The organism is Streptomyces sp. A5-4, assembly GCF_051131715.1.
Classification (GTDB): Bacteria; Actinomycetota; Actinomycetes; order Streptomycetales; family Streptomycetaceae; genus Streptomyces.
This window is the reverse complement of record NZ_CP178591.1, coordinates 564,319-581,973: the sequence shown is the minus strand read 5'-3', so window position 1 is coordinate 581,973 and position 17,655 is coordinate 564,319. Positions and strand designations below refer to the sequence as shown.

At 72.2% G+C, this 17,655-nt stretch carries 16 protein-coding genes and 1 pseudogene; 15 read left to right on the top strand and 2 right to left on the bottom strand.

Translation table 11 applies throughout. The features are described 5' to 3' along the window. Positions 1–227: 227 nt before the first annotated feature. Positions 228–473: pseudogene (locus ACLLJJ_RS02775) on the bottom strand (MMPL family transporter); the annotation flags it as partial. Between the two features lie 174 nt (positions 474–647). Continuing rightward, positions 648–1,142 carry a MarR family winged helix-turn-helix transcriptional regulator gene (locus tag ACLLJJ_RS02770; protein WP_434587649.1) on the bottom strand — a complete coding sequence of 165 codons (495 nt, stop codon included), beginning with the start codon at positions 1,140–1,142 and terminating at the stop codon, positions 648–650. 116 nt (positions 1,143–1,258) lie between these two features. On the opposite strand from ACLLJJ_RS02770, the gene ACLLJJ_RS02765 reads away from it, so the two are divergent. From ACLLJJ_RS02765 to ACLLJJ_RS02695, 15 genes are all read left to right on the top strand, one after another. Continuing rightward, on the top strand, positions 1,259–1,654 hold the full coding sequence (locus tag ACLLJJ_RS02765) for a DUF3662 domain-containing protein (RefSeq protein WP_434587648.1): 396 nt from the start codon (positions 1,259–1,261) through the stop codon (positions 1,652–1,654). 189 nt (positions 1,655–1,843) lie between these two features. Next, positions 1,844–3,112, top strand: coding sequence for an NAD(P)/FAD-dependent oxidoreductase (locus tag ACLLJJ_RS02760; protein ID WP_434587647.1), 1,269 nt, complete (start codon positions 1,844–1,846; stop codon positions 3,110–3,112). A gap of 5 nt (positions 3,113–3,117) precedes the next feature. Then, complete coding sequence (locus ACLLJJ_RS02755) at positions 3,118–3,867, top strand: DUF1365 domain-containing protein (RefSeq protein WP_434587646.1); 750 nt, start codon at positions 3,118–3,120, stop codon at positions 3,865–3,867. Further along, on the top strand, positions 3,864–5,153 hold the full coding sequence (locus ACLLJJ_RS02750; protein ID WP_434587645.1) for a class I SAM-dependent methyltransferase: 1,290 nt from the start codon (positions 3,864–3,866) through the stop codon (positions 5,151–5,153). The genes ACLLJJ_RS02755 and ACLLJJ_RS02750 overlap by 4 nt, the downstream gene beginning before the upstream one ends. Next, a complete protein-coding gene (locus tag ACLLJJ_RS02745) occupies positions 5,150–6,445 on the top strand; it encodes a class I SAM-dependent methyltransferase (RefSeq protein ID WP_434587644.1) in 1,296 nt (431 codons plus the stop codon). The genes ACLLJJ_RS02750 and ACLLJJ_RS02745 overlap by 4 nt, the downstream gene beginning before the upstream one ends. Next, a complete protein-coding gene (locus tag ACLLJJ_RS02740; protein WP_434587643.1) occupies positions 6,442–7,272 on the top strand; it encodes a DUF1295 domain-containing protein in 831 nt (276 codons plus the stop codon). Before ACLLJJ_RS02745 ends, ACLLJJ_RS02740 begins: the two co-directional genes overlap by 4 nt. Next, positions 7,269–8,021, top strand: coding sequence for an alpha/beta hydrolase (locus tag ACLLJJ_RS02735; protein ID WP_434587642.1), 753 nt, complete (start codon positions 7,269–7,271; stop codon positions 8,019–8,021). Before ACLLJJ_RS02740 ends, ACLLJJ_RS02735 begins: the two co-directional genes overlap by 4 nt. Positions 8,022–8,257: 236 nt before the next feature. After that, positions 8,258–8,401 carry a hypothetical protein gene (locus ACLLJJ_RS02730; protein ID WP_434587641.1) on the top strand — a complete coding sequence of 48 codons (144 nt, stop codon included), beginning with the start codon at positions 8,258–8,260 and terminating at the stop codon, positions 8,399–8,401. A 245-nt stretch (positions 8,402–8,646) separates the two neighbouring features. After that, positions 8,647–9,408, top strand: a complete 762-nt coding sequence (locus ACLLJJ_RS02725; protein ID WP_434587640.1) for a hypothetical protein — start codon at positions 8,647–8,649, stop codon at positions 9,406–9,408. A gap of 561 nt (positions 9,409–9,969) precedes the next feature. After that, positions 9,970–11,151, top strand: a complete 1,182-nt coding sequence (locus ACLLJJ_RS02720) for a glycosyltransferase family 4 protein (protein WP_434587639.1) — start codon at positions 9,970–9,972, stop codon at positions 11,149–11,151. Continuing rightward, positions 11,148–12,638: a sugar transferase gene (locus tag ACLLJJ_RS02715; RefSeq protein ID WP_434587638.1), complete on the top strand. Its 1,491-nt coding sequence runs from the start codon at positions 11,148–11,150 to the stop codon at positions 12,636–12,638. Before ACLLJJ_RS02720 ends, ACLLJJ_RS02715 begins: the two co-directional genes overlap by 4 nt. Before the next feature lie 2 nt (positions 12,639–12,640). Further along, on the top strand, positions 12,641–14,002 hold the full coding sequence (locus tag ACLLJJ_RS02710; RefSeq protein WP_434587637.1) for an O-antigen ligase family protein: 1,362 nt from the start codon (positions 12,641–12,643) through the stop codon (positions 14,000–14,002). After that, the gene (murJ, locus tag ACLLJJ_RS02705; RefSeq protein WP_434587636.1) at positions 13,999–15,714 is read left to right on the top strand and encodes a murein biosynthesis integral membrane protein MurJ; all 1,716 of its coding nucleotides are present in this window, start codon (positions 13,999–14,001) and stop codon (positions 15,712–15,714) included. The genes ACLLJJ_RS02710 and murJ overlap by 4 nt, the downstream gene beginning before the upstream one ends. Further along, complete coding sequence (locus ACLLJJ_RS02700) at positions 15,704–16,519, top strand: polysaccharide deacetylase family protein (protein ID WP_434587635.1); 816 nt, start codon at positions 15,704–15,706, stop codon at positions 16,517–16,519. Before murJ ends, ACLLJJ_RS02700 begins: the two co-directional genes overlap by 11 nt. Continuing rightward, positions 16,516–17,652, top strand: coding sequence for a glycosyltransferase (locus ACLLJJ_RS02695; RefSeq protein WP_434587634.1), 1,137 nt, complete (start codon positions 16,516–16,518; stop codon positions 17,650–17,652). Before ACLLJJ_RS02700 ends, ACLLJJ_RS02695 begins: the two co-directional genes overlap by 4 nt. Positions 17,653–17,655: the final 3 nt, after the last annotated feature.

Here is a 17,655-nt window from a genome sequence, read left to right as displayed (position 1 = left end):
TCAAGAGGGGGAACACGGCTTTCTGGTTCCGGAACGCCGGGCGCGGGGCGCGCGTCGCCCGGCGGCGGCCGGTCATCAAATCTGTTACGGACACGGCCTATTGATGAAGCGTCAGGAGGGGAAGGTCGTCCGCCGCCCGGGTGGTGCGGGCCGGGCGGCGGACGATCAGCTCCGCGCGCCCTGTCCGTCGGCGGGCGAGTCGCCTCCGCTGTTCCTGCTGAGCGATCCGGGCCGCTGCCGCCGTCCGCTGTCCAGACCGCGATCGCCGGCAGCGTCTCCTCCTGGCGGAAGCCCTACTGGGCGGCGATGACTTTGGTCGACTCCGCGTTGCGCGGCAGGAAGGCCGCCTGGTCGTTGGTCGAGACGTCGCCGAGTTTCCCCGCGTAGGGACCGAGCATCCCGCCGATACCGAGCCAGGCGATGAGCAGAACGACCGGGACCAGTCGGCGTGCCAGTCGGGAGGCGATGAACATCGAACTCCCAGGGGTACGAAAAGTAACTCAAGGAATAGCTATCTCAATGAGTGAGAGAGATTACGGTATCGGACCGGACAGTCAGAAGCGGGGCGGACCAGGGGGAGGGCCGATCGGCCCTCCCGCACCCCTACCGCCAAGCCACCGGTTCGGATGCGCCGGCGATCGGAAAATTCAGCGGCGGAGTACGCGCAACCCGGCCATCTCGTCGTTCATGGCCGCGAGGAAGCGCAGGATCACCGACTGCTCGTCCGCGCTGAACCGGCCGCGGGCGCCCTCGGTCGCCTCGGCCAGCGGCAGGAAGTAGGCGCGCGCGACCGACCGTGCGCCTTCCGCGTAGTGCAGATGGATCACGCGCCGGTCCGTGCTCTCCCGGGACCGGCGGATGTGCCCGGCCCGCTCAAGGCGGTCGAGGCACGCGGTCACGGCGCCCGAGGTCAGCCCCAGGTGCTCACGGAGCCGGCCCGGTGTCAGCGGCGCGTCGGCGTCGAGGATCGCCGCGAGTGCCTGGATGTCGGTGGGGTGCAGGCCCTGGCCGAGCGCGAAACCGTGCACCAGCCGGTTGATCTCCCCGTTCATTCGGCGCAGTTCCACCGCGAATTGCTGAAGGTCCGCCGTCGGGGCGACCGGGGCTGCGCCCTGGGGCTGGGGGTTGTCTGTGCTGGCCACATGCCTAGCCTATAGACAGTCGGGGCACGGCCTCCAGGGCCGGGCGGGCCCGTCAACTTCGAGCCCGCCGCATCATCCCTACGGGTGAACATGCCTCGTCCCCGCGCGGGCACCCGATGGCGATGGGAATCCTGGGCAACTTCGAACGGATGATGGAGCGTCGGGCCACTGCCCTGTGGGCCTCGCTGGCCCGGTCGGAGCGGGAGCCGGTCGAGGTCATGGTGATACTGCGCCGGGAGTGCGACGTGAACGCCATGATCATGGGGCTGGGACGCACCCTCGTGCCCAACGCGTTCACCATCGAGCTGCCCGAGGACAGCTACCGGCAGCTCGACGTGCACGCGGCGCAGCTGGGCCGGAAGCTGTCGGTCACCGTGCGCAGACACGCGGCCGAGCAGTGCTACAGCTTCGCCGGTCCGGTGACCGTGAGCTTCCGGACGGCCCCCGCGTCCGAGGTCACGCGCTACCGCATTCGCAGCCGCGTCGTTCCGGCCCCCCGCAGGGAGCGCTGAGCGGCCCTGCCGCCGCGCGTGGCCACGGCCCGACGCCCCCGGACACCCCGCCCCGGCCCGGCCGCCGCTCCTCGCCCGCACACTGCCCGGCGGCCCGACCAATCCGATCGACTCCACGCTTCGAATAGTCAGTGATCGGCCCGCGTGCCAGGGCGCGGTGACCGGCAGGACTCGAAGAGCGGGAGACCCATGGAGCGGCGGAGCGTAGCAGTGGTGGGCGGGGGTGTCGCCGGCCTTACCGCCGCGTACGTGCTGCAGCGGGCCTATGACGTCACCCTCTACGAGGCGGACACCAGACTCGGGGGGCACGCGCACACGCACGAGGTGTCCACCGCGGACGGCCGGCCGCTACGGGTCGACAGCGGTTTCATCGTGCACAACGAACGGACCTACCCCCTGTTGCTCCGGCTGTTCGCCGAGCTCGGCGTCGCCACCCAGGACTCCGACATGAGCATGTCGGTACGGTGCGACGGCTGCGGCCTGGAGTACGCGGGCGCACGCGGCCCCGGAGGCCTGTTCACCGGGCGTAGGACGGGGCGCGCCGCGTACCTGCGGATGCTCGCGGAGGTCCCGGCGTTCCACCGGGCCGCCCGCCGCGTCCTCAACTCCGCGACCTCCGGGGAAGAGGCGACGTACACCTTCGGAGAGTTCCTGGCGGACGGCGGCTACTCCCGCTACTTCGTCGCACACTTCGCCGTGCCGCTCGTCTCTTCGGTCTGGTCCTGCGCGGCGGAGACCGCCATGCGCTATCCCGCCCGTTACCTGTTCCGCTTCCTGGACCACCACGGACTGCTGTCCATCAGCGGCTCGCCCCAGTGGCGTACGGTGACCGGCGGCTCGGTGGAGTACGTCGAGCGGATAGCCAAGGAGCTCAGCACCGTGCGGACCGGCACCCCCGTACGCGCGGTGCACCGGTTCGACGGCGGCGCCCGCGTGGTGACCGACGACGGCGCCGCCCGGGACCACACGGCGGTCGTCGTGGCGGTCCACCCTGACCAGGCGCTGCGCATGCTGGCCGAACCCACGGACGACGAGCGGGGGTTGCTCGGCGCGTTCACCTACTCCCGCAACCCGACGGTCCTGCACACCGACACCACGCTGCTTCCCCGCTCGACCAGGGCGCGCGCGTCGTGGAACTACTACCTGCCCAGCTGCGGGGCGGCGGCCGACGCCGTGCACGTCAGCTACGACATGAATCGCCTGCAACGCCTGGGAGCAGGCAACGACCACGTCGTCACCCTCAACGCGGACGGGCGCGTGGACCCGGCCAAGGTGCTGGCCCGCATGGTGTACGAACACCCCGTCTACACACCGCAGTCCGTCACCGCGCAGCAGCGTCTGCCGGAACTGAACACCGCCGTGACCGCGTTCGCCGGTGCCTACCACGGCTGGGGGTTCCACGAGGACGGCTGCCGCTCGGGAGTCGAGGCCGCCGCCGCGCTCGGTGTCCGGTGGTGACGGCCGTGGACGGCGCGAGGGCCCGCCAGTCGGTGCCCGCCCTCTACGACTGCGTCATCTCCCACGCCCGCACCGCTCCCCTGCGTCACAGCTTCCGGTCCCGCACCTACCTGTGGCTGGTCGACCTCGACCACATACCCGCGCTGCCCCGCGTCCTGCGCCCGCTGGCACGCTTCGACCCGGCCGACCACTTCGGTGGCACGGCCCCGTCCATCCGCGCGGGACTCGACGCCTACCTGGCCGCCAACGGTGTGCGGCTGGACGGCGGACGCGTGCTGATGCTGGCGCACGCCCGGGTGCTCGGCTATGTCTTCAACCCGATCACCGTGTACTGGTGCCACGACCGCGCCGGTGCCCTCGTCCGGGTCGTCGCCGAGGTCCACAACACCTACGGCGAGCGCCACTGCTACCTGCTGCGGACCGACGAGGACGGCAGGGCCGAGGTGCCGAAGGACTTCTACGTGTCCCCCTTCTTCCCCGTCGACGGCAGCTACCGCATGCGACTGCCCGAACCGGGCCGAGACCTGGACCTCACCGTCCAGCTCCGGCGTGCGGAGGCGAGCCCGTTCACCGCCACCGTCCGCGGCACCCACCGGCCGGCCACGGTCCGGCGCCTGCTGGGCGCGGCGGTGCGACGCCCCTGGTCCACGGCGTCGGTCGCCGCCGGTATTCGCCACCACGGCATCCGTCTGTTCCTCCGCGGGCTCCCCGTACAGCCCCGCCCCCCGCACCGCACACAAGAAGGCATGAAGTGACAGTCTCAGCAGAGCGCGCCACCGACCGGGATCTGTTCACGCCACCGCACACGGCGACCGACAAGGACAGGTGGCCGGACGTCGCCCGGCTGCCGCGCGGCTCGCGCGCGCGGACCGCCACTGCCGCTCTCATCCTGCGGCGCGCCTTCGCCCGGCTGCCGCTGCGCGTGCAATGGGGGAAGGCACCCGCCGCGGGCACCGGCCCGCTGCTGCGTGTGCGGGACCCCGAGGCCTTCTTCCGGCGCATCGGGTCCGGCGGGCTGGTCGGGTTCGGCGAGTCGTACATGGCGGGGGAGTGGGACGCGGACGATCTCGTCGGGGTACTGACCGTGCTGGCCACCCACGTCGACGACCTGGTCCCGGCGCCGCTGCGGCGGTTGCGCGCACTGTGGGTGCGCCGACGGCCGGCCGAACAGCGCAACACCGTCACCGGCGCGCGGGACAACATCCGCCGCCACTACGACCTTTCGAACGACCTGTTCGCGCTGTTCCTCGATCCGACGATGTCGTACTCCTCCGCGGTGTTCCCCGCGCTCCCGGCGACCGGGGCCGACTTCGCTGCCGCCCAGCACCACAAGATCGACCGGCTGCTCGATCTGGCCGGGGTGGGGCCCGGAACGCGCGTGCTGGAGATCGGCACGGGCTGGGGCGAGCTGGCGCTGCGGGCCGCGCGGCGCGGCGCCGTCGTGGTGACGGTGACCCTGTCCGCCGAGCAGCGCCACCTCGCCATGAGCCGCCTGCGGGACGCCGGCGTCGCTGACCGGGTCACCGTCGAACTGTGCGACTACCGCCATGTCAGCGGTACGTACGACGCGGTGGTGAGCGTCGAGATGATCGAGGCCGTGGGCGCAGACTACTGGCCGGTCTATTTCGCCACCCTCCGGAAGCGGCTGGCCCCCGGCGGCCGGATAGCCCTCCAGACAATCACGATGCCGCACGAGCGGATGCTGGCCACCGGCCGCACCCACACCTGGATCAGCAAGTACATCTTCCCCGGCGGCCTCATCCCGTCGATGGCGGCCGTCGAACGGGAGTCGACCGCGGCGGGCCTGACCATCGGATCGGACCACGGCTACGGCGAGCACTACGCCGAGACACTGCGGCTGTGGCGTGAACGCTTCTCCCAGCAGGCGCCGAGCGTCGACGCGCTGGGCTTCGACCACACCTTCCGCCGCATGTGGGAGATGTATCTGGCGTACTCCGAGGCAGGGTTCCGCGCGCGGTATCTGGACGTACGGCAGCTGCTGCTGACCGCGAGCACGACCACCCGAGGAGCCGTCCGATGACACCCGTCGCACCCCGCCTGTCCGCCGCTTTCGAGCGCTACTTCCGCATCCCCCTGCCGATGCGGCTGCGGGCCTGGGACGGCAGCGAGGCGGGCCCGGCGGGCGCGCCCCTCGTCGTCCTGCGCTCACCGATGGCCCTGCGCCGACTGGTGTGGCAGCCGGGCGAACTCGGCCTCGCCGACGCCTATATCGCCGGTGACATCGACGTGGAGGGGGACCTGGCGGCCGGTCTGAGCGCGGTGTGGGGAAAGCTTCGCGACCGCGGGCCCGGCGCCCCCCGCCCTCGCCCGGCCGACCTGGCCGAATTCGCCGCCGTCGCGTTCCGGCTCAAGGCCGTCGGCCCGCGCCCGCCCGCGCCGGGAGCGGCGCGGGCCCGGCTCCGGGGCGCCCTGCACAGCTCGTCGCGCGACAGGGCCGCCATCAGCCACCACTACGACATGTCCAACGCGTTCTACGCGATGCTGCTCGACGAGACGATGGCGTACTCCTGCGGCTACTGGACCCGGCCCGAAGAACCCGCGTACGGACTCGCCGACGCCCAGCGCGACAAGCTCGATCTGATCTGCCGCAAGCTCGGCCTCACCGCCGGCTCGCAGTTTCTCGATGTGGGCTGCGGGTGGGGCGCGCTGAGCCTGCACGCGGCGCGCGAGTACAAGGCGCAGGTCACCGCCGTGACCCTGTCCGCCGAGCAGCGCGACTTCATGGCCGCGCGGATCCAGGAGCAGGGACTCGGCGGTCTTGTGGAGGTGGAGCTGAGGCACTACCGCGACATCGAGGGCGGCGGCTACGACGCGGTGAGCGCCGTCGAGATGGGCGAGCACGTCGGTGACGCGGAGTACCCGGCGTTCGCCGCACGCCTGCACGGGCTGCTGCGCCCGCGTGGCCGTCTGCTGGTTCAGCAGATGTCCCGCGGAGCCAACGCGCCGGGTGGCGGGGCCTTCATCGAGACGTACATCGCTCCCGACATGCACATGCGGCCCGTCGGCCGCACGGTCGACCTCCTGGAGTCGGCCGGTCTGGAGGTCCGCTCGGTGGAGTCGCTGCGCGAGCATTACGCCCGCACCATCACCGCCTGGCACGGGACGCTCGAAGCCCGCTGGGACGACTTCGTGACCCTGGTCGGAGAGCCCACGGCGCGGGTCTGGCGTCTGTATCTCGCGGGCAGCGCACTGGCCTTCACCGAACGCCGTATGGGCGTCGACCAGATCCTGGCGGTACGTCCCACCCGGGACGGGGCCGTGGACCTGCCCGCCACCCCGGAGTCCTGGTACGGACAGGAGGCGGCGCGATGAGCGGCTACCCGTGGGCGGCGTTCGCCGCCAATCTGGCCCCGGCCGCGGGCGCCGCGCTCGCCGTCATGCTCGTCGTGTTCGCCGTCGCCGTCCGCAGAGGGACGCACCGCCTCGCGGACGTCGCCTGGGGTCTGGCCTTCACGGCGGTGGCCATCGTCTCCTACGTCATGTCGGCCGGGCACGGGGACGCCGTCGGGCGCCTGCTGATCACCGTGGCGACGGCCCTGTGGGGCCTGCGGCTCGCCGTTCACATCGCCCGGCGTGGGCGCGGCCACGGCGAGGATCCCCGTTACGAACGCATGCTGGCCAAGGCGTCCGGCAACCGGACCCTGTACGCACTGCGCACGGTGTACCTCCTGCAAGGTGCGCTGGTATGGCTGATCTCGCTCCCGGTCCAGGCCGCGCAGTACGTTCCCGCACCCGTCGGCCCCCTCGCCGTCGTCGGCATCCTGGTGTGGGCGACGGGTCTCACCTTCGAGGCGGTCGGTGACCATCAGCTCGCCCGGTTCAAGGCCGACCCGGCCCACCGCGGGCGCATCATGGACCGAGGACTGTGGAGCTGGACGCGCCACCCGAACTATTTCGGCGACTTCCTGGTCTGGTGGGGCCTGTTCCTGATGGCCTGCGGCAGCTGGCAGGCCGCGGCCCTGTCCCTGGTCTCACCGCTGGTGATGACGTTCCTGCTGACCCGCGGCAGCGGCAAGCGACTGCTGGAGGACCACATGGCCGACCGCCCCGGTTTCGCCGTGTACGCGGCACGCACGAGCGGATTCTTCCCGCGCCCGCCCCGCCGCCCTGCCGCACCCGGGCAGCGGGAACGCCGATGACCCTGCCCGGAGAGCCTCGCGTCGGGACACGCGGGGACGACCACAGCGCCCTGCGACTGCACTCGGCCCCTCCCTCGCCCCAGGGAGCCGTGCTGCTGCTCCACGGAGGCCGCGCGGACGCCCTGACACCACCACCGCTGCTCAACCTGCCGGCCGCCCGCCTGCGCCCGGTCCGCGGCGCGATCCGGCGGGCGACACAGGACGCCGAAGTGCTGCTCGCGTCGGTGCGCTACCGCCACCGCGGGTGGAACGGCTCCCGCGAGGACCCGGTGCGCGACGTACGTGAGGCTCTCGACGAACTGGCGCGGCTCGCGCCGCTGAAACCGGTCGTCCTGGTGGGCCACTCCATGGGCGCCCGCGCGGCCCTCCGGGTGGCGGAGCACCCCCAGGTCAACGGGGTCGTGGCGCTGGCCCCGTGGTGCCCGCCGGGAGCGCCCGTCTCCCAGCTCCGCGACAAGCACGTGATCGTGCTGCACGACAACCGGGACCGTGTCACCGACGCCCGCGAGTCCTGGGACTTCCTGCGCAGGGCCCGGCGCGCGGGCGCGCACACCTGTGGCATCGCCATGCCGCACGGCGGACACGCCATGCTGCGTGACGTGGGCGCCTGGCACCGCCTCGCGGCCTCCCTGACCGCCGGTCTCCTGGGGACGCGTCCGCTGCCCCGCGCCGTCGTGGCCGCGCAGCGGAGCGCCGACGGCGCGGTGATCGGGGCCGAGAGCGTCCTCGCGGAGCTGTCCCGCCCCTGATGCCTGTCCGGTAGCCCCCGGCGGGCGCACGAGGTCAGCTGCGGCGCCTCGCCGCGTTGTCCACCGAGGATTACGGCACAGCCCCTGTCGGACGCCGTCGACCAATCCGGGTTCCGTTCCGCAACGAATCAATCAGTGAAGGGCTCAATCAGCACCTGTCGGACCGATTCGGCACCAGCGCTGCCACCGGGGCCATCGTGACCCAGTGAGCCCGTCGCGCAAGGGACTGATTCGAGATGACCGACCAGGAGTTCGACGAGATCATGGCCGAGGCCGCCGAGTGCAGACGCCGGGTGTCGTTCCCGGCGTGCTCGTCCGCGGACGACGACCAGTACGCGCAACATGCCCAGCACGCCGAGTACGGAGGCTCCGCCCACTGACCGCGGGCGCCGACTTGCCCCTCGCGGTAGCGCGGCCCACGACCGGCGCACCCTCCTCGAAGCCCCCGGCTCACCGGGGTTGAAAGTCAACGGTCGAGACCACCGCCCCATTGATGAGCAGTCACATCCTGGCTTCCATGGCCCTTGCCGACAGTGTTCCGCCGTCGGCGAGGCCGGTGAGGGGATGGGGAGACGGTGCGTCAGTTCAGAACGCGCACGGCAAGACCGGGGGCACCCAGAGCACGATGGAGCAAAGTCACAGGTGCGGTGGCGCTGATCGGCGCCGCCGCACTCGTCGTTTCGGGGCAGCCCGCCGAGGCGGCGACGGCGACACCGTGGCCTTCGACTACTACAACCACGGCGGCAGAAGAGGCGTTGCCTATCTCAGCCTCAAGGACCCGGCGAACGTGGTCCGGATCGGCGGCGGCACCTACCACCGGTCGTCCTTCCCATCGCTGAGCAACGGCAAGTTCGTCTACCAGGACATGCGGCGGGTGCGCGCCCCCGTCTACGAGTACAGCACCCGCGTCGTGGATGTCGCCACCGGCGAGGACACGGTGGTCCAGTTCGCCGCCGAAGGCGCGAGCCTGGGCCCGACGGCCGTCAACGGCAAGAACGTCTTCTGGCTGCTCGACGAGGAGGACGGCAACGGCAGCACGGCCCTGCGCCGCGCGGGCTTCGACGGATCGGGTGTGGTGGACCTCAGCCCGGAGACCGGCCCGGACGCGCTCAACGTCATTGACCTGACCGTCTCGCAGGAGGCGGTGACCATCGGGGCGCGGACGCTCGACCCGGAGTACCGCAATGAATCGCTCGCCAAGCTCTGGCAGTTCTCTGCGACCGGCTCACTCAAGGACGACAGCACACGCAAGGGCCGGGTTTCCTGCAACCGGGGCGAACAGCTCTCGGCCGCCGCGGCGGCCGGCAGTCAGGTGCTGTGGATCGACGCGACCACCGGCTCCAGCGAGGTGGTGACGCGCACCCGGCCCGCCGGGAGATGCGCCTGACCTGACCCAGCAGCGAGCGAGGCGGCCCGCCGGACAACAGTCCGGCGGGCCGTCCGTCTGTCCGCCCGGGACCTCGGCCCGTTCCGAAAAGCATATGCATGACAATCCGATGAGCCGTACTCGAATCGGCGCCGGAAATAGGGAACCCTCTATTCGGTAGTGCATTCGAGGTGTATCGGAATTCAGATGACCGTACGGGCGAGTCCGACGTGATTTCTGACTGGCTTTCTGAGAAGGTTCACTCCTGTTTTATTGCTTGATCAAACATGGAGAGCCAGACATGTCGAAGTCGACGGGCTTCGCTGCGCGAGGCGTCCCGGGAGTGCCGTTCCCTCTTGTGCCCACGGTCACTTCACTTCGCAGCGCAGCATCCTCGGACCTGCGGGTATCGGCCGGAGTGCCGCTCGGACTTCCCGAAGTCGACCCGCGCGGCCCGGTTCCGGGTCGAAAGCCGCAGCTGTTTTCCGGTGTACTCGCGGTGCGGGCAGAATGCCGCTGAATTCCCTTCCGGCGTTACTCGGCCGGGTCGGTTCGAACCTCCACATACGAAGAGAGCCGCATGTGCTGCAGAGAAGCTGGACCGGGAAGAGCCAACTGACGGTTTTCCACCTGGTTCAGCCGGTGGAGGGCGGAGTCGCACGCGTGGTGACCGACCTCGTCCGGGCACAGGTCGCTGAAGGTCTGCGGACCTTCGTGGCCTGCCCGCCCGAGGGCGAGTTGGTGTCACTGGCCACCGAAGCCGGAGCACGGGTGCACACCTGGTCCGCCGAGCGGGGCGCCGGACCCCGGCTGGCCCGGGAGGTCCTGACCGCCGCCAGGCTGATTCGCGAGAGCGGAGCGCATGTCGTGCACGCGCACAGCGCCAAGGCCGGGCTCGCCGGCCGGCTCGCCGTGCGCGGTCGCGTCCCCACGGTCTTCCAGCCGCACGCCTGGTCCTTCGACGCCGTCGAGGGGCGCGCCGCGGCGATGGCGCGGAAGTGGGAGCGGTACGGGGCACGTTGGAGCGACCGGACCCTGTGCGTCAGCGAGGCCGAACGCCGGGCGGGGGAGGAGGCCGGTATCGCCGCCCGCTGGTCGGTGATCCGCAACGGTATCGACCTCGGCCACTTCCCTCCCGACGACGGCACGAGCCGCGCACCGGCCCGAGCCTCCCTGCCCCTGCTGTCCGAGGTGCCCCCGGGCGCACCGCTGGTGGTCTGCGTCGGCCGGCTGTGCCGCCAGAAGGGACAGGACGTCCTGCTGCGGGCCTGGCAACAGGTGGCCGCAGCCGTCACCGGCGCCCGGCTGGTCCTGGTCGGCGACGGGCCGGACCAGGAGCGGCTGAGGGGCCTCGCCCCGCCGGGCGTGCTGTTCGCCGGCGCGAGCGGGGACACCCGGCCCTGGTTCCACGCGGCGGACGTCGTCGTACTCCCCTCCCGCTGGGAAGGCATGGCCCTGGCTCCGCTCGAAGCCATGGCCTGCGGCAGGCCCGTCGTGATGTCCGACGTCAGCGGGGCCAGGGAGAGCCTGCCCCCCGGCCACGAAACCCAGTGCCTCGTACCGCCCGAGGACCCGCCGGCGCTCGCGTCGGCACTCAGCACGCTGCTGACCGACCCGAAACTGCGCCGGGACCTGGGCCGACAGGCTCAGACCCACACCCGGTCGGCCTTCGACGTGCGCGACACCGCCGCGGCAGTCTCCGGCGTTTACCAGGAACTCCTCAGCTTGCCCCGACCCATGACGAGGAAGTGCGCTCAGCGATGACCATGGAGAGTGCGCACGCGCCCCAGCCCGCCGCTCAGGCAACCGCCGCGCAGGGCACGGCGCTCTTGATCCATCCGCCGCGGAGATCCGCGGGCCGTCGTACCGCCCCTCTCGCCCGGCGAAGTATTCACCAGCACGGCTCCGTGGCGGGTCTGCTCACCGTCGACGGGTTCGCCCTGGCCTCGGCGCTGCTCCTGGTGCCGGAACTGCCCTGGCCGACGGCAGCGTTCATCCTGCTCGTGGGTGTGCAGTTGTCGCTGCACACCTACCGAGGCCTCTACCGGCCGCGGCTGTCCCCGTCCGCGCTCGCCGAACTTCCCACGCTGCTCGGCCTCCTCGGCATTCAGTGGTTCGCCACCGCGGAGGCCCTCAGGACGTACGACGCCCGCTACGACATCGGCTGGCAGACCCTGGCCGTCCTGGTCGCCGCGCAAACACTGCTCGGCTGCGCCGGGCGGGCCGTGGTCTACCGGACATGGCGCTGGTCCGCCGTCAGACATCCGCAGTCGGCCCTCGTCGTCGGCCGGGAGCCTCTCGCTCGGCACATCTCGTCCGCGCTGTACGAGCGCGCCGAGTACGGACTGCGGCCGGTCGGCCGCGTCGACCCCGCGCACAACCAGCCTGCGGAGAGCGCGTCGGCGGGCACCGCGCCGCTGCCCGTCCTCACCACCCCGGAGGACGTCACCCGCGCGGTCAGGCAGAACGCCGTGCGCCACGCCGTCTTCACCCACCCGCCCGAATCGTCCCCCGAGACGGCCGCCCTCGTCGGTCTGCTCGCCGAACACGGCTGCCGACTGTGGCTGGTGGACGGCGCCGTGGCCGGCACCGTCGCGTCCCCCCGGACCACGGACCCCGACCACCTGTGGGGATTCGCCGTACGCCCGCTGAGCGGCGGTGCGCATCGGCCGGTGGCGCGCGCGGGCAAGCGGGTGATGGACGCCTCGCTGGCCGCCGTCGCCGTACTCGCCGCGGCGCCCGTGATGGGCGTCTGCGCACTCGCCGTACGCGTCCTCGACGGCCCCGGCGTCATCTTCCGGCAGGAGCGCATCGGCCTGCACGGCCGGCCCTTCGTCCTGCTGAAGTTTCGCACGGTCCGGCCGGCCACCGAGCACGAGTCCGACGTGCGCTGGAGTGTCGCGCTCGACCAGCGGATGAGCGGCATCGGCAGGCTGCTGCGCCGAACCTCCCTCGACGAGCTGCCGCAGCTGTGGAACGTGCTGCGCGGCGACATGAGCCTGGTCGGTCCCCGGCCCGAACGCCCCTACTTCGTGGCGAAGTTCCGCACCATGCACCCCGGCTACCAGGCCCGCCACCGGATGCCCGTCGGTATCACCGGGCTGGCCCAGGTGAACGGGCTGCGCGGCGACACCTCGATCGAGGACCGTGCGCGCTTCGACAACCACTACATCGAGACCTGGTCGCTCTGGCAGGACGTGTGCATCCTGGCGCGCACCGCCGCTTCCCTGTTCCGGCTCGGAGGCAGCTGAGGATGACAGCCACGTGGACCGACGCGCCCGCCTCGCGGGCCGCGTCGCACCCAAGCCTCCGGCGGCAGGCGGCCCGTTGGGGCCCGCTGCTGCCGCTGATCGTGACCGTGCTCCTGCTGGCCGCGCCCATCCAGGCCGAGCTCGCCGGATCAGCGAGCAGCGTCAGCCCCGCCGACATCGCGTCCGGCGTCTTGGTGGCGTTCTGTGTGGGGCGCGCCCTGCGCAGCCGGCTTCGGCCGCTGACCCCCACCGCCGTCGTGGTCCTGGGCATCCCCGCGGTGGGCTTCGCCGTGGCGACGGTCACCGCGGCCGACCCGGTGGCGAGCCTCCCGGGCTTCGTCCGCTACCTCCAGGTCTTCGTGCTGGTCCCGGTTGCCGTCGTGCTCCTGATCCGTGACGCCCGGGACTTCAGGGTCATCATGGGCTGCCTGGTTGCATTGGCCCTGGTCCAGGGCGCCATGGGGGTCTACCAGTACGCCACCGGCACCGGCGCTTCGTACATGGGTGAGGACATCCGGGCGGTGGGCACCTTCGGGCCCACGGACGTCATGGGCATGGCCACCGTCGTCGCGTACGGACTGCTCGCCGCCGTCGCGCTCGCGCTGTGCACCCCCCGGGACGCGCCCCGATGGCTGCGGCCGTGCGCGCTCGCGGCGGGCGCGGCGCTGGTCGTACCGCTCGCGCTGTCCTTCAGCCGGGGCGCGTGGATCGCCACCGTGGTCGCGGCCGTCGCCATGGTCCTGCTCGCCGGGTGGCGGCAGGCGCTGCGCGCCCTGACCGTGGTGACCGCCGCGGCGGTCGTGCTGGTCGGCGGCTTCGGTGTCGGCTCCGAGATGATCTCGCAGCGGCTCACCAGCATCACCGACGTGACCGAGGCTCCCGACCAGTCCGTCAACGACCGGTACACGATGTGGGCCGCGGCGGCGAGCATGTGGCGCGAGCGACCCGCCACCGGCGTCGGCCTCAAGGGCTTCCCCGCCCACCGTGACGGCCACGCGTCGATCGGACTCTCCTCGGGCAGCGACACGGCGGGCGCCGGCCAGGCCTTCCAGAAACAGCCCCTCCTGTCGCCGCACAACATGTACCTGCTGGTACTCAGCGAACAGGGGCTGATCGGCGTCACCGCGTTCGTCGGCAGCTGGGCGGCGGTCCTGGTGGGCGCGGTACGCAGGCTGGTCCTCGCCCGCAAGAGACGCCGGGCGGCTGCCGACTGCGGCCTGGCCGCGGTCGGGCTGATGACCTGGCAGACCGTCGACTTCCTGTACGCCGACATCGGCGGCCCCTCGACGGTGCTCGCCGGAGTCGTGCTCGGCCTGGCCGCGTGGTGGGCGCTCGCGCGGCAGGACGAGGCGATCGCCGCGTGAACAACGCCAGTACGGACACCAGCGCGGACCAGGCCGGACCCCGGAGCCTTACCACCGCGGGCCCGGCCGGGCCCCTGCGCCCCGCCATCGCCCCGCCGACCGCGACCGCCGGCGGCGAGCCACCGAAGCTCGGCCGGTTCCTGGCCCGCGCCGCCGCGGTCACCGCCGGGCTGACGGCGGTCGGGGCGCTGCTCGGGCTCGTACGCGACCAGGCCATCGCCCAGCTGTTCGGCGCGAGCGTCGACAGCGACGCCTTCCTGATCGCCTGGACCGTGCCGGAGATGGCGTCCACGCTGCTCATCGAGGACGCCATGGCGCTGCTGCTGGTCCCCGCTTTCAGCCTCGCCCTCAGCCGGCGTGCCACCGCCCTGCCGCACGACCGCGCCCTCGGCCCGGACCCGGTCCGGGCCCTGGTCACCGCGACCTTCCCCCGGCTCTTCATCCTGCTGGCCGGCGTCGCCGGGCTGCTGATGCTGGGTGCGCCCTGGGTCGTACGGATCCTCGCACCCGGCTTCAGCGACCCGCGGTTGGCCGCCGACTGCACCCGTCTGACCGCGGTGACCGTCCTCACCTTCGGTATCACCGGCTACTTCAGCGCGGCGCTGCGCGCTCACCGCAGTTTCCTGCCGCCCGCCGGCGTCTATGTCGCGTACAACGTCGGCATCATCGCCACCATGCTCACCCTGCACTCGCTGTGGGGGGTACGGGCCGCCGCCGCCGGGGTGGCGGTCGGCAGTCTGCTCATGATCCTCGTCCAACTGCCCACGTTCGCGCGGCTGGTGACCTCGGTGCGGCTGAAGCCCAGGTCGCGCGGGCTCCGGCTGCCCGGTCTGCGGCGGACCGCGGGCACCACTCACCTGGGCCTCGCGGTCCTGGCGCCCGTCATTCTTTTCGCGGTCACCCGGCAGTCGCAGATCCTGGTCGAGCGGTTCTTCGCCTCCGACCTGCCGGCCGGAGCCATCTCGCATCTGAACTACGCGCAGAAAGTCGCGCAGATGCCGATGGTGCTGTCGTTGATGATCTGCACGGTGACCTTCCCGGTGATCGCCCAGGCGATGGCCGACGGAGACCGGGACCGGGCCCGCCACCGGGTCGAACGTGACCTGGCACTGGCCGGCATGGTCGTCCTGTTCGGCACCGCCATGGTGTTCGGGTACGCCCCGCAGATCATCGAAGTCCTCTTCCAGCGAGGCGCGTTCGACGCGCGGGACACCGAGACCACCGCCACCGTCATGCGGGTCTACGCGACCGGGCTCCTCGGCCACTGTCTCGTCGGAGCGCTGGGCAGGCCGTTCTTCTCCACGGCCCGGCCCCCCTGGTACCCGGCCGCCGCCATGGCCGCCGGACTCGTGGTCACCACCGCGGCCGTCGCAGCCACCGTCGCCCACTGGGGCGTCTACGGGATCGCCGCGGGCAACGCCGTCGGCATCAGCACCACGGCGGTGCTCCTCCTCAGCGGTCTCGGCTCACGGGTCATCTCCATCGACGTGCGCGCGGTCGCGCTCTCGCTCGGCCGGCTCACGGCCGCCGCCGCGGTGGCGGGCGCGGTGGGCTGGGCCGCCGGACCGCTGGTGGCCGACCCCCTGCTGAGCGTGGCCGTCGGCTGCGTCCTCGTCCTCACCGCTTTCGTTCTCACCGGACTCGCAGTCAGAGCGCCGGAGATCGTTCATCTGCTGGCCCTCACCCGACAGAGGTTCTCCCATGGCCGCTGACACGCCGACCCGCACCACCCGACTGCCCGCACTGCGACGGCTCTCCCCGCACTCCGCCCAGCCGTGGATCCTCATGTACCACTCGGTGGCCGACCCGACGGACGACCCGTACGGCATCACCGTCGCCCCCGGCCGGCTGGACCAGCAACTGCGCTGGCTGCGCGGACGCGGGCTCACCGGCGTCGACATCGGCACACTCCTGCGCGCCCACACGGCCGGCCGCTCCAAGGGCCTGGTGGGGCTCACCTTCGACGACGGGTACACCGACTTCCTCGACGAAGCGCTGCCGGCACTGCGCCGGCACGAGTGCACCGCGACCGTCTTCGTGCTGCCCGGCAGGCTCGACGGCTCCAACGCATGGGACCCGCTCGGCCCGCGCAAGCCGCTGCTGACGGAGGACGGCATCCGGGCCGTCGCCGACGCCGGAATGCAGGTCGGCTCGCACGGGCTCGTCCACCAGGACCTGACCGAGGCCTCCGACGACGTACTGCGCCAGGAGACGCGCCGCAGCCGGGAGTTGATCCACGACATCACCGGCGAGGCCCCCGAGGGATTCTGCTACCCGTACGGCACCGTCGACCGGCGCGCGGTCGACGCGGTACGCGACGCGGGATTTGCCTACGGCTGCGCCATCGCCCCCGGCCCCCTGGCCGGGCCGTACGCGCTCGCCCGTACGCACATCAGCCACGCCGACCGGGGCGCCCGGCTCTGGGCGAAGCGCCTGCGCCCCGCTTTCGCGCCCCGCACCGCCTTCGCCCCCGCCGACATGCCGGCCGCTCCAGCCCCGGTCGGCGACGGCCGGTGAAGGCGCTGCACATCATCACCGGGCTCGGCGTCGGCGGAGCGGAGCAGCAACTGCGGCTGCTGCTGCGCCATCTGCCGGTGCCCTGCGACGTCGTGACGCTGACCAACCCGGGCGCCGTGGCCGACGGACTGCGCGCGGACGGGGTGCACGTCACCCATCTGGACATGCGCGGCAACCGGGACCTCAAGGCGCTGCCCAGGCTCACCCGGCTCATCCGCCAGGGCCAGTACGACCTGGTCCACACCCACCTGTACCGTGCCTGCGTCTACGGGCGGATCGCCGCACGGCTGGCCGGGACCCGGGCCACCGTCGCCACCGAACACTCCCTGGGGCAGGCGGAGATCGAAGGACGCCCGCTGACCCGGGGGACCCGCGCGCTGTACCTACGGACCGAACGGCTCGGGGCTGCGACCGTCGCCGTCTCCACCACCGTCGCCGGCCGACTGCGCGACTGGGGCGTCCCGGCCGCACGCATCCACGTCGTACCCAATGGCATCGACGCCGGACGATTCCGTTTCGACCATGGCGACCGCCTCACGACCCGCGCCCGACTGGGGCTGCCCGAGGGCGCGTTCGTGGTGGGCGGAGTGGGGCGGCTCGTCCCCGGCAAACGCTTCGACGTGCTGATCCGCGCCGTCGCGGCGCTGCCGGGCGCCCGGCTCCTGCTGGCGGGCGACGGGCCCGAGGCAGGCTCACTGCGGGCGCTCGCCGTCCGGCTGGGAGCCGCGGACCGCATCCGGTTCCTCGGCGAGTGCGACGCCGTGAACGCCCCGGCCCGCAGCGGCCCGCCCGGCATCCCCGCGCTGCTGTGCGCCATGGACACCTTCGTCTCGACGTCCCGCGAGGAGGCCTTCGGGCTCGCGGTCGTCGAGGCACTGGCCGCGGGACTCCCCGTACTGCACACCACGTGCCCGGCCATCGACGACCTGCCCGCCGACCGCGCCCCCGGCGCCCGGCGCATCGGCCCAGGTCCCGCCGAACTGACGGCTGCGCTGCGCCGCCGGATGGCGGACGGCGCACCCCGGCTGCCCGCGCCCCCCGCCGTCAGCCACTACGACATCGCGCGCTGCGGCGAACGCCTCATGGACGTCTACACGCACGCCCTCGCCACCACCCCTTCCACCAGGAGATGACGC

Excerpts from the sequence above, each read along its gene's own strand:
- ACLLJJ_RS02765 (WP_434587648.1), top strand. The coding sequence starts at position 1,259 with ATGGCGATGGGAATCCTGGGCAACTTCGAACGGATGATGGAGCGTCGG.
- ACLLJJ_RS02760 (WP_434587647.1), top strand. The coding sequence starts at position 1,844 with ATGGAGCGGCGGAGCGTAGCAGTGGTGGGCGGGGGTGTCGCCGGCCTT.
- ACLLJJ_RS02745 (WP_434587644.1), top strand. The coding sequence starts at position 5,150 with ATGACACCCGTCGCACCCCGCCTGTCCGCCGCTTTCGAGCGCTACTTC.
- ACLLJJ_RS02740 (WP_434587643.1), top strand. The coding sequence starts at position 6,442 with ATGAGCGGCTACCCGTGGGCGGCGTTCGCCGCCAATCTGGCCCCGGCC.
- ACLLJJ_RS02735 (WP_434587642.1), top strand. The coding sequence starts at position 7,269 with ATGACCCTGCCCGGAGAGCCTCGCGTCGGGACACGCGGGGACGACCAC.
- ACLLJJ_RS02730 (WP_434587641.1), top strand. The coding sequence starts at position 8,258 with ATGACCGACCAGGAGTTCGACGAGATCATGGCCGAGGCCGCCGAGTGC.
- ACLLJJ_RS02725 (WP_434587640.1), top strand. The coding sequence starts at position 8,647 with ATGGAGCAAAGTCACAGGTGCGGTGGCGCTGATCGGCGCCGCCGCACT.
- ACLLJJ_RS02715 (WP_434587638.1), top strand. The coding sequence starts at position 11,148 with ATGACCATGGAGAGTGCGCACGCGCCCCAGCCCGCCGCTCAGGCAACC.
- ACLLJJ_RS02710 (WP_434587637.1), top strand. The coding sequence starts at position 12,641 with ATGACAGCCACGTGGACCGACGCGCCCGCCTCGCGGGCCGCGTCGCAC.
- ACLLJJ_RS02700 (WP_434587635.1), top strand. The coding sequence starts at position 15,704 with ATGGCCGCTGACACGCCGACCCGCACCACCCGACTGCCCGCACTGCGA.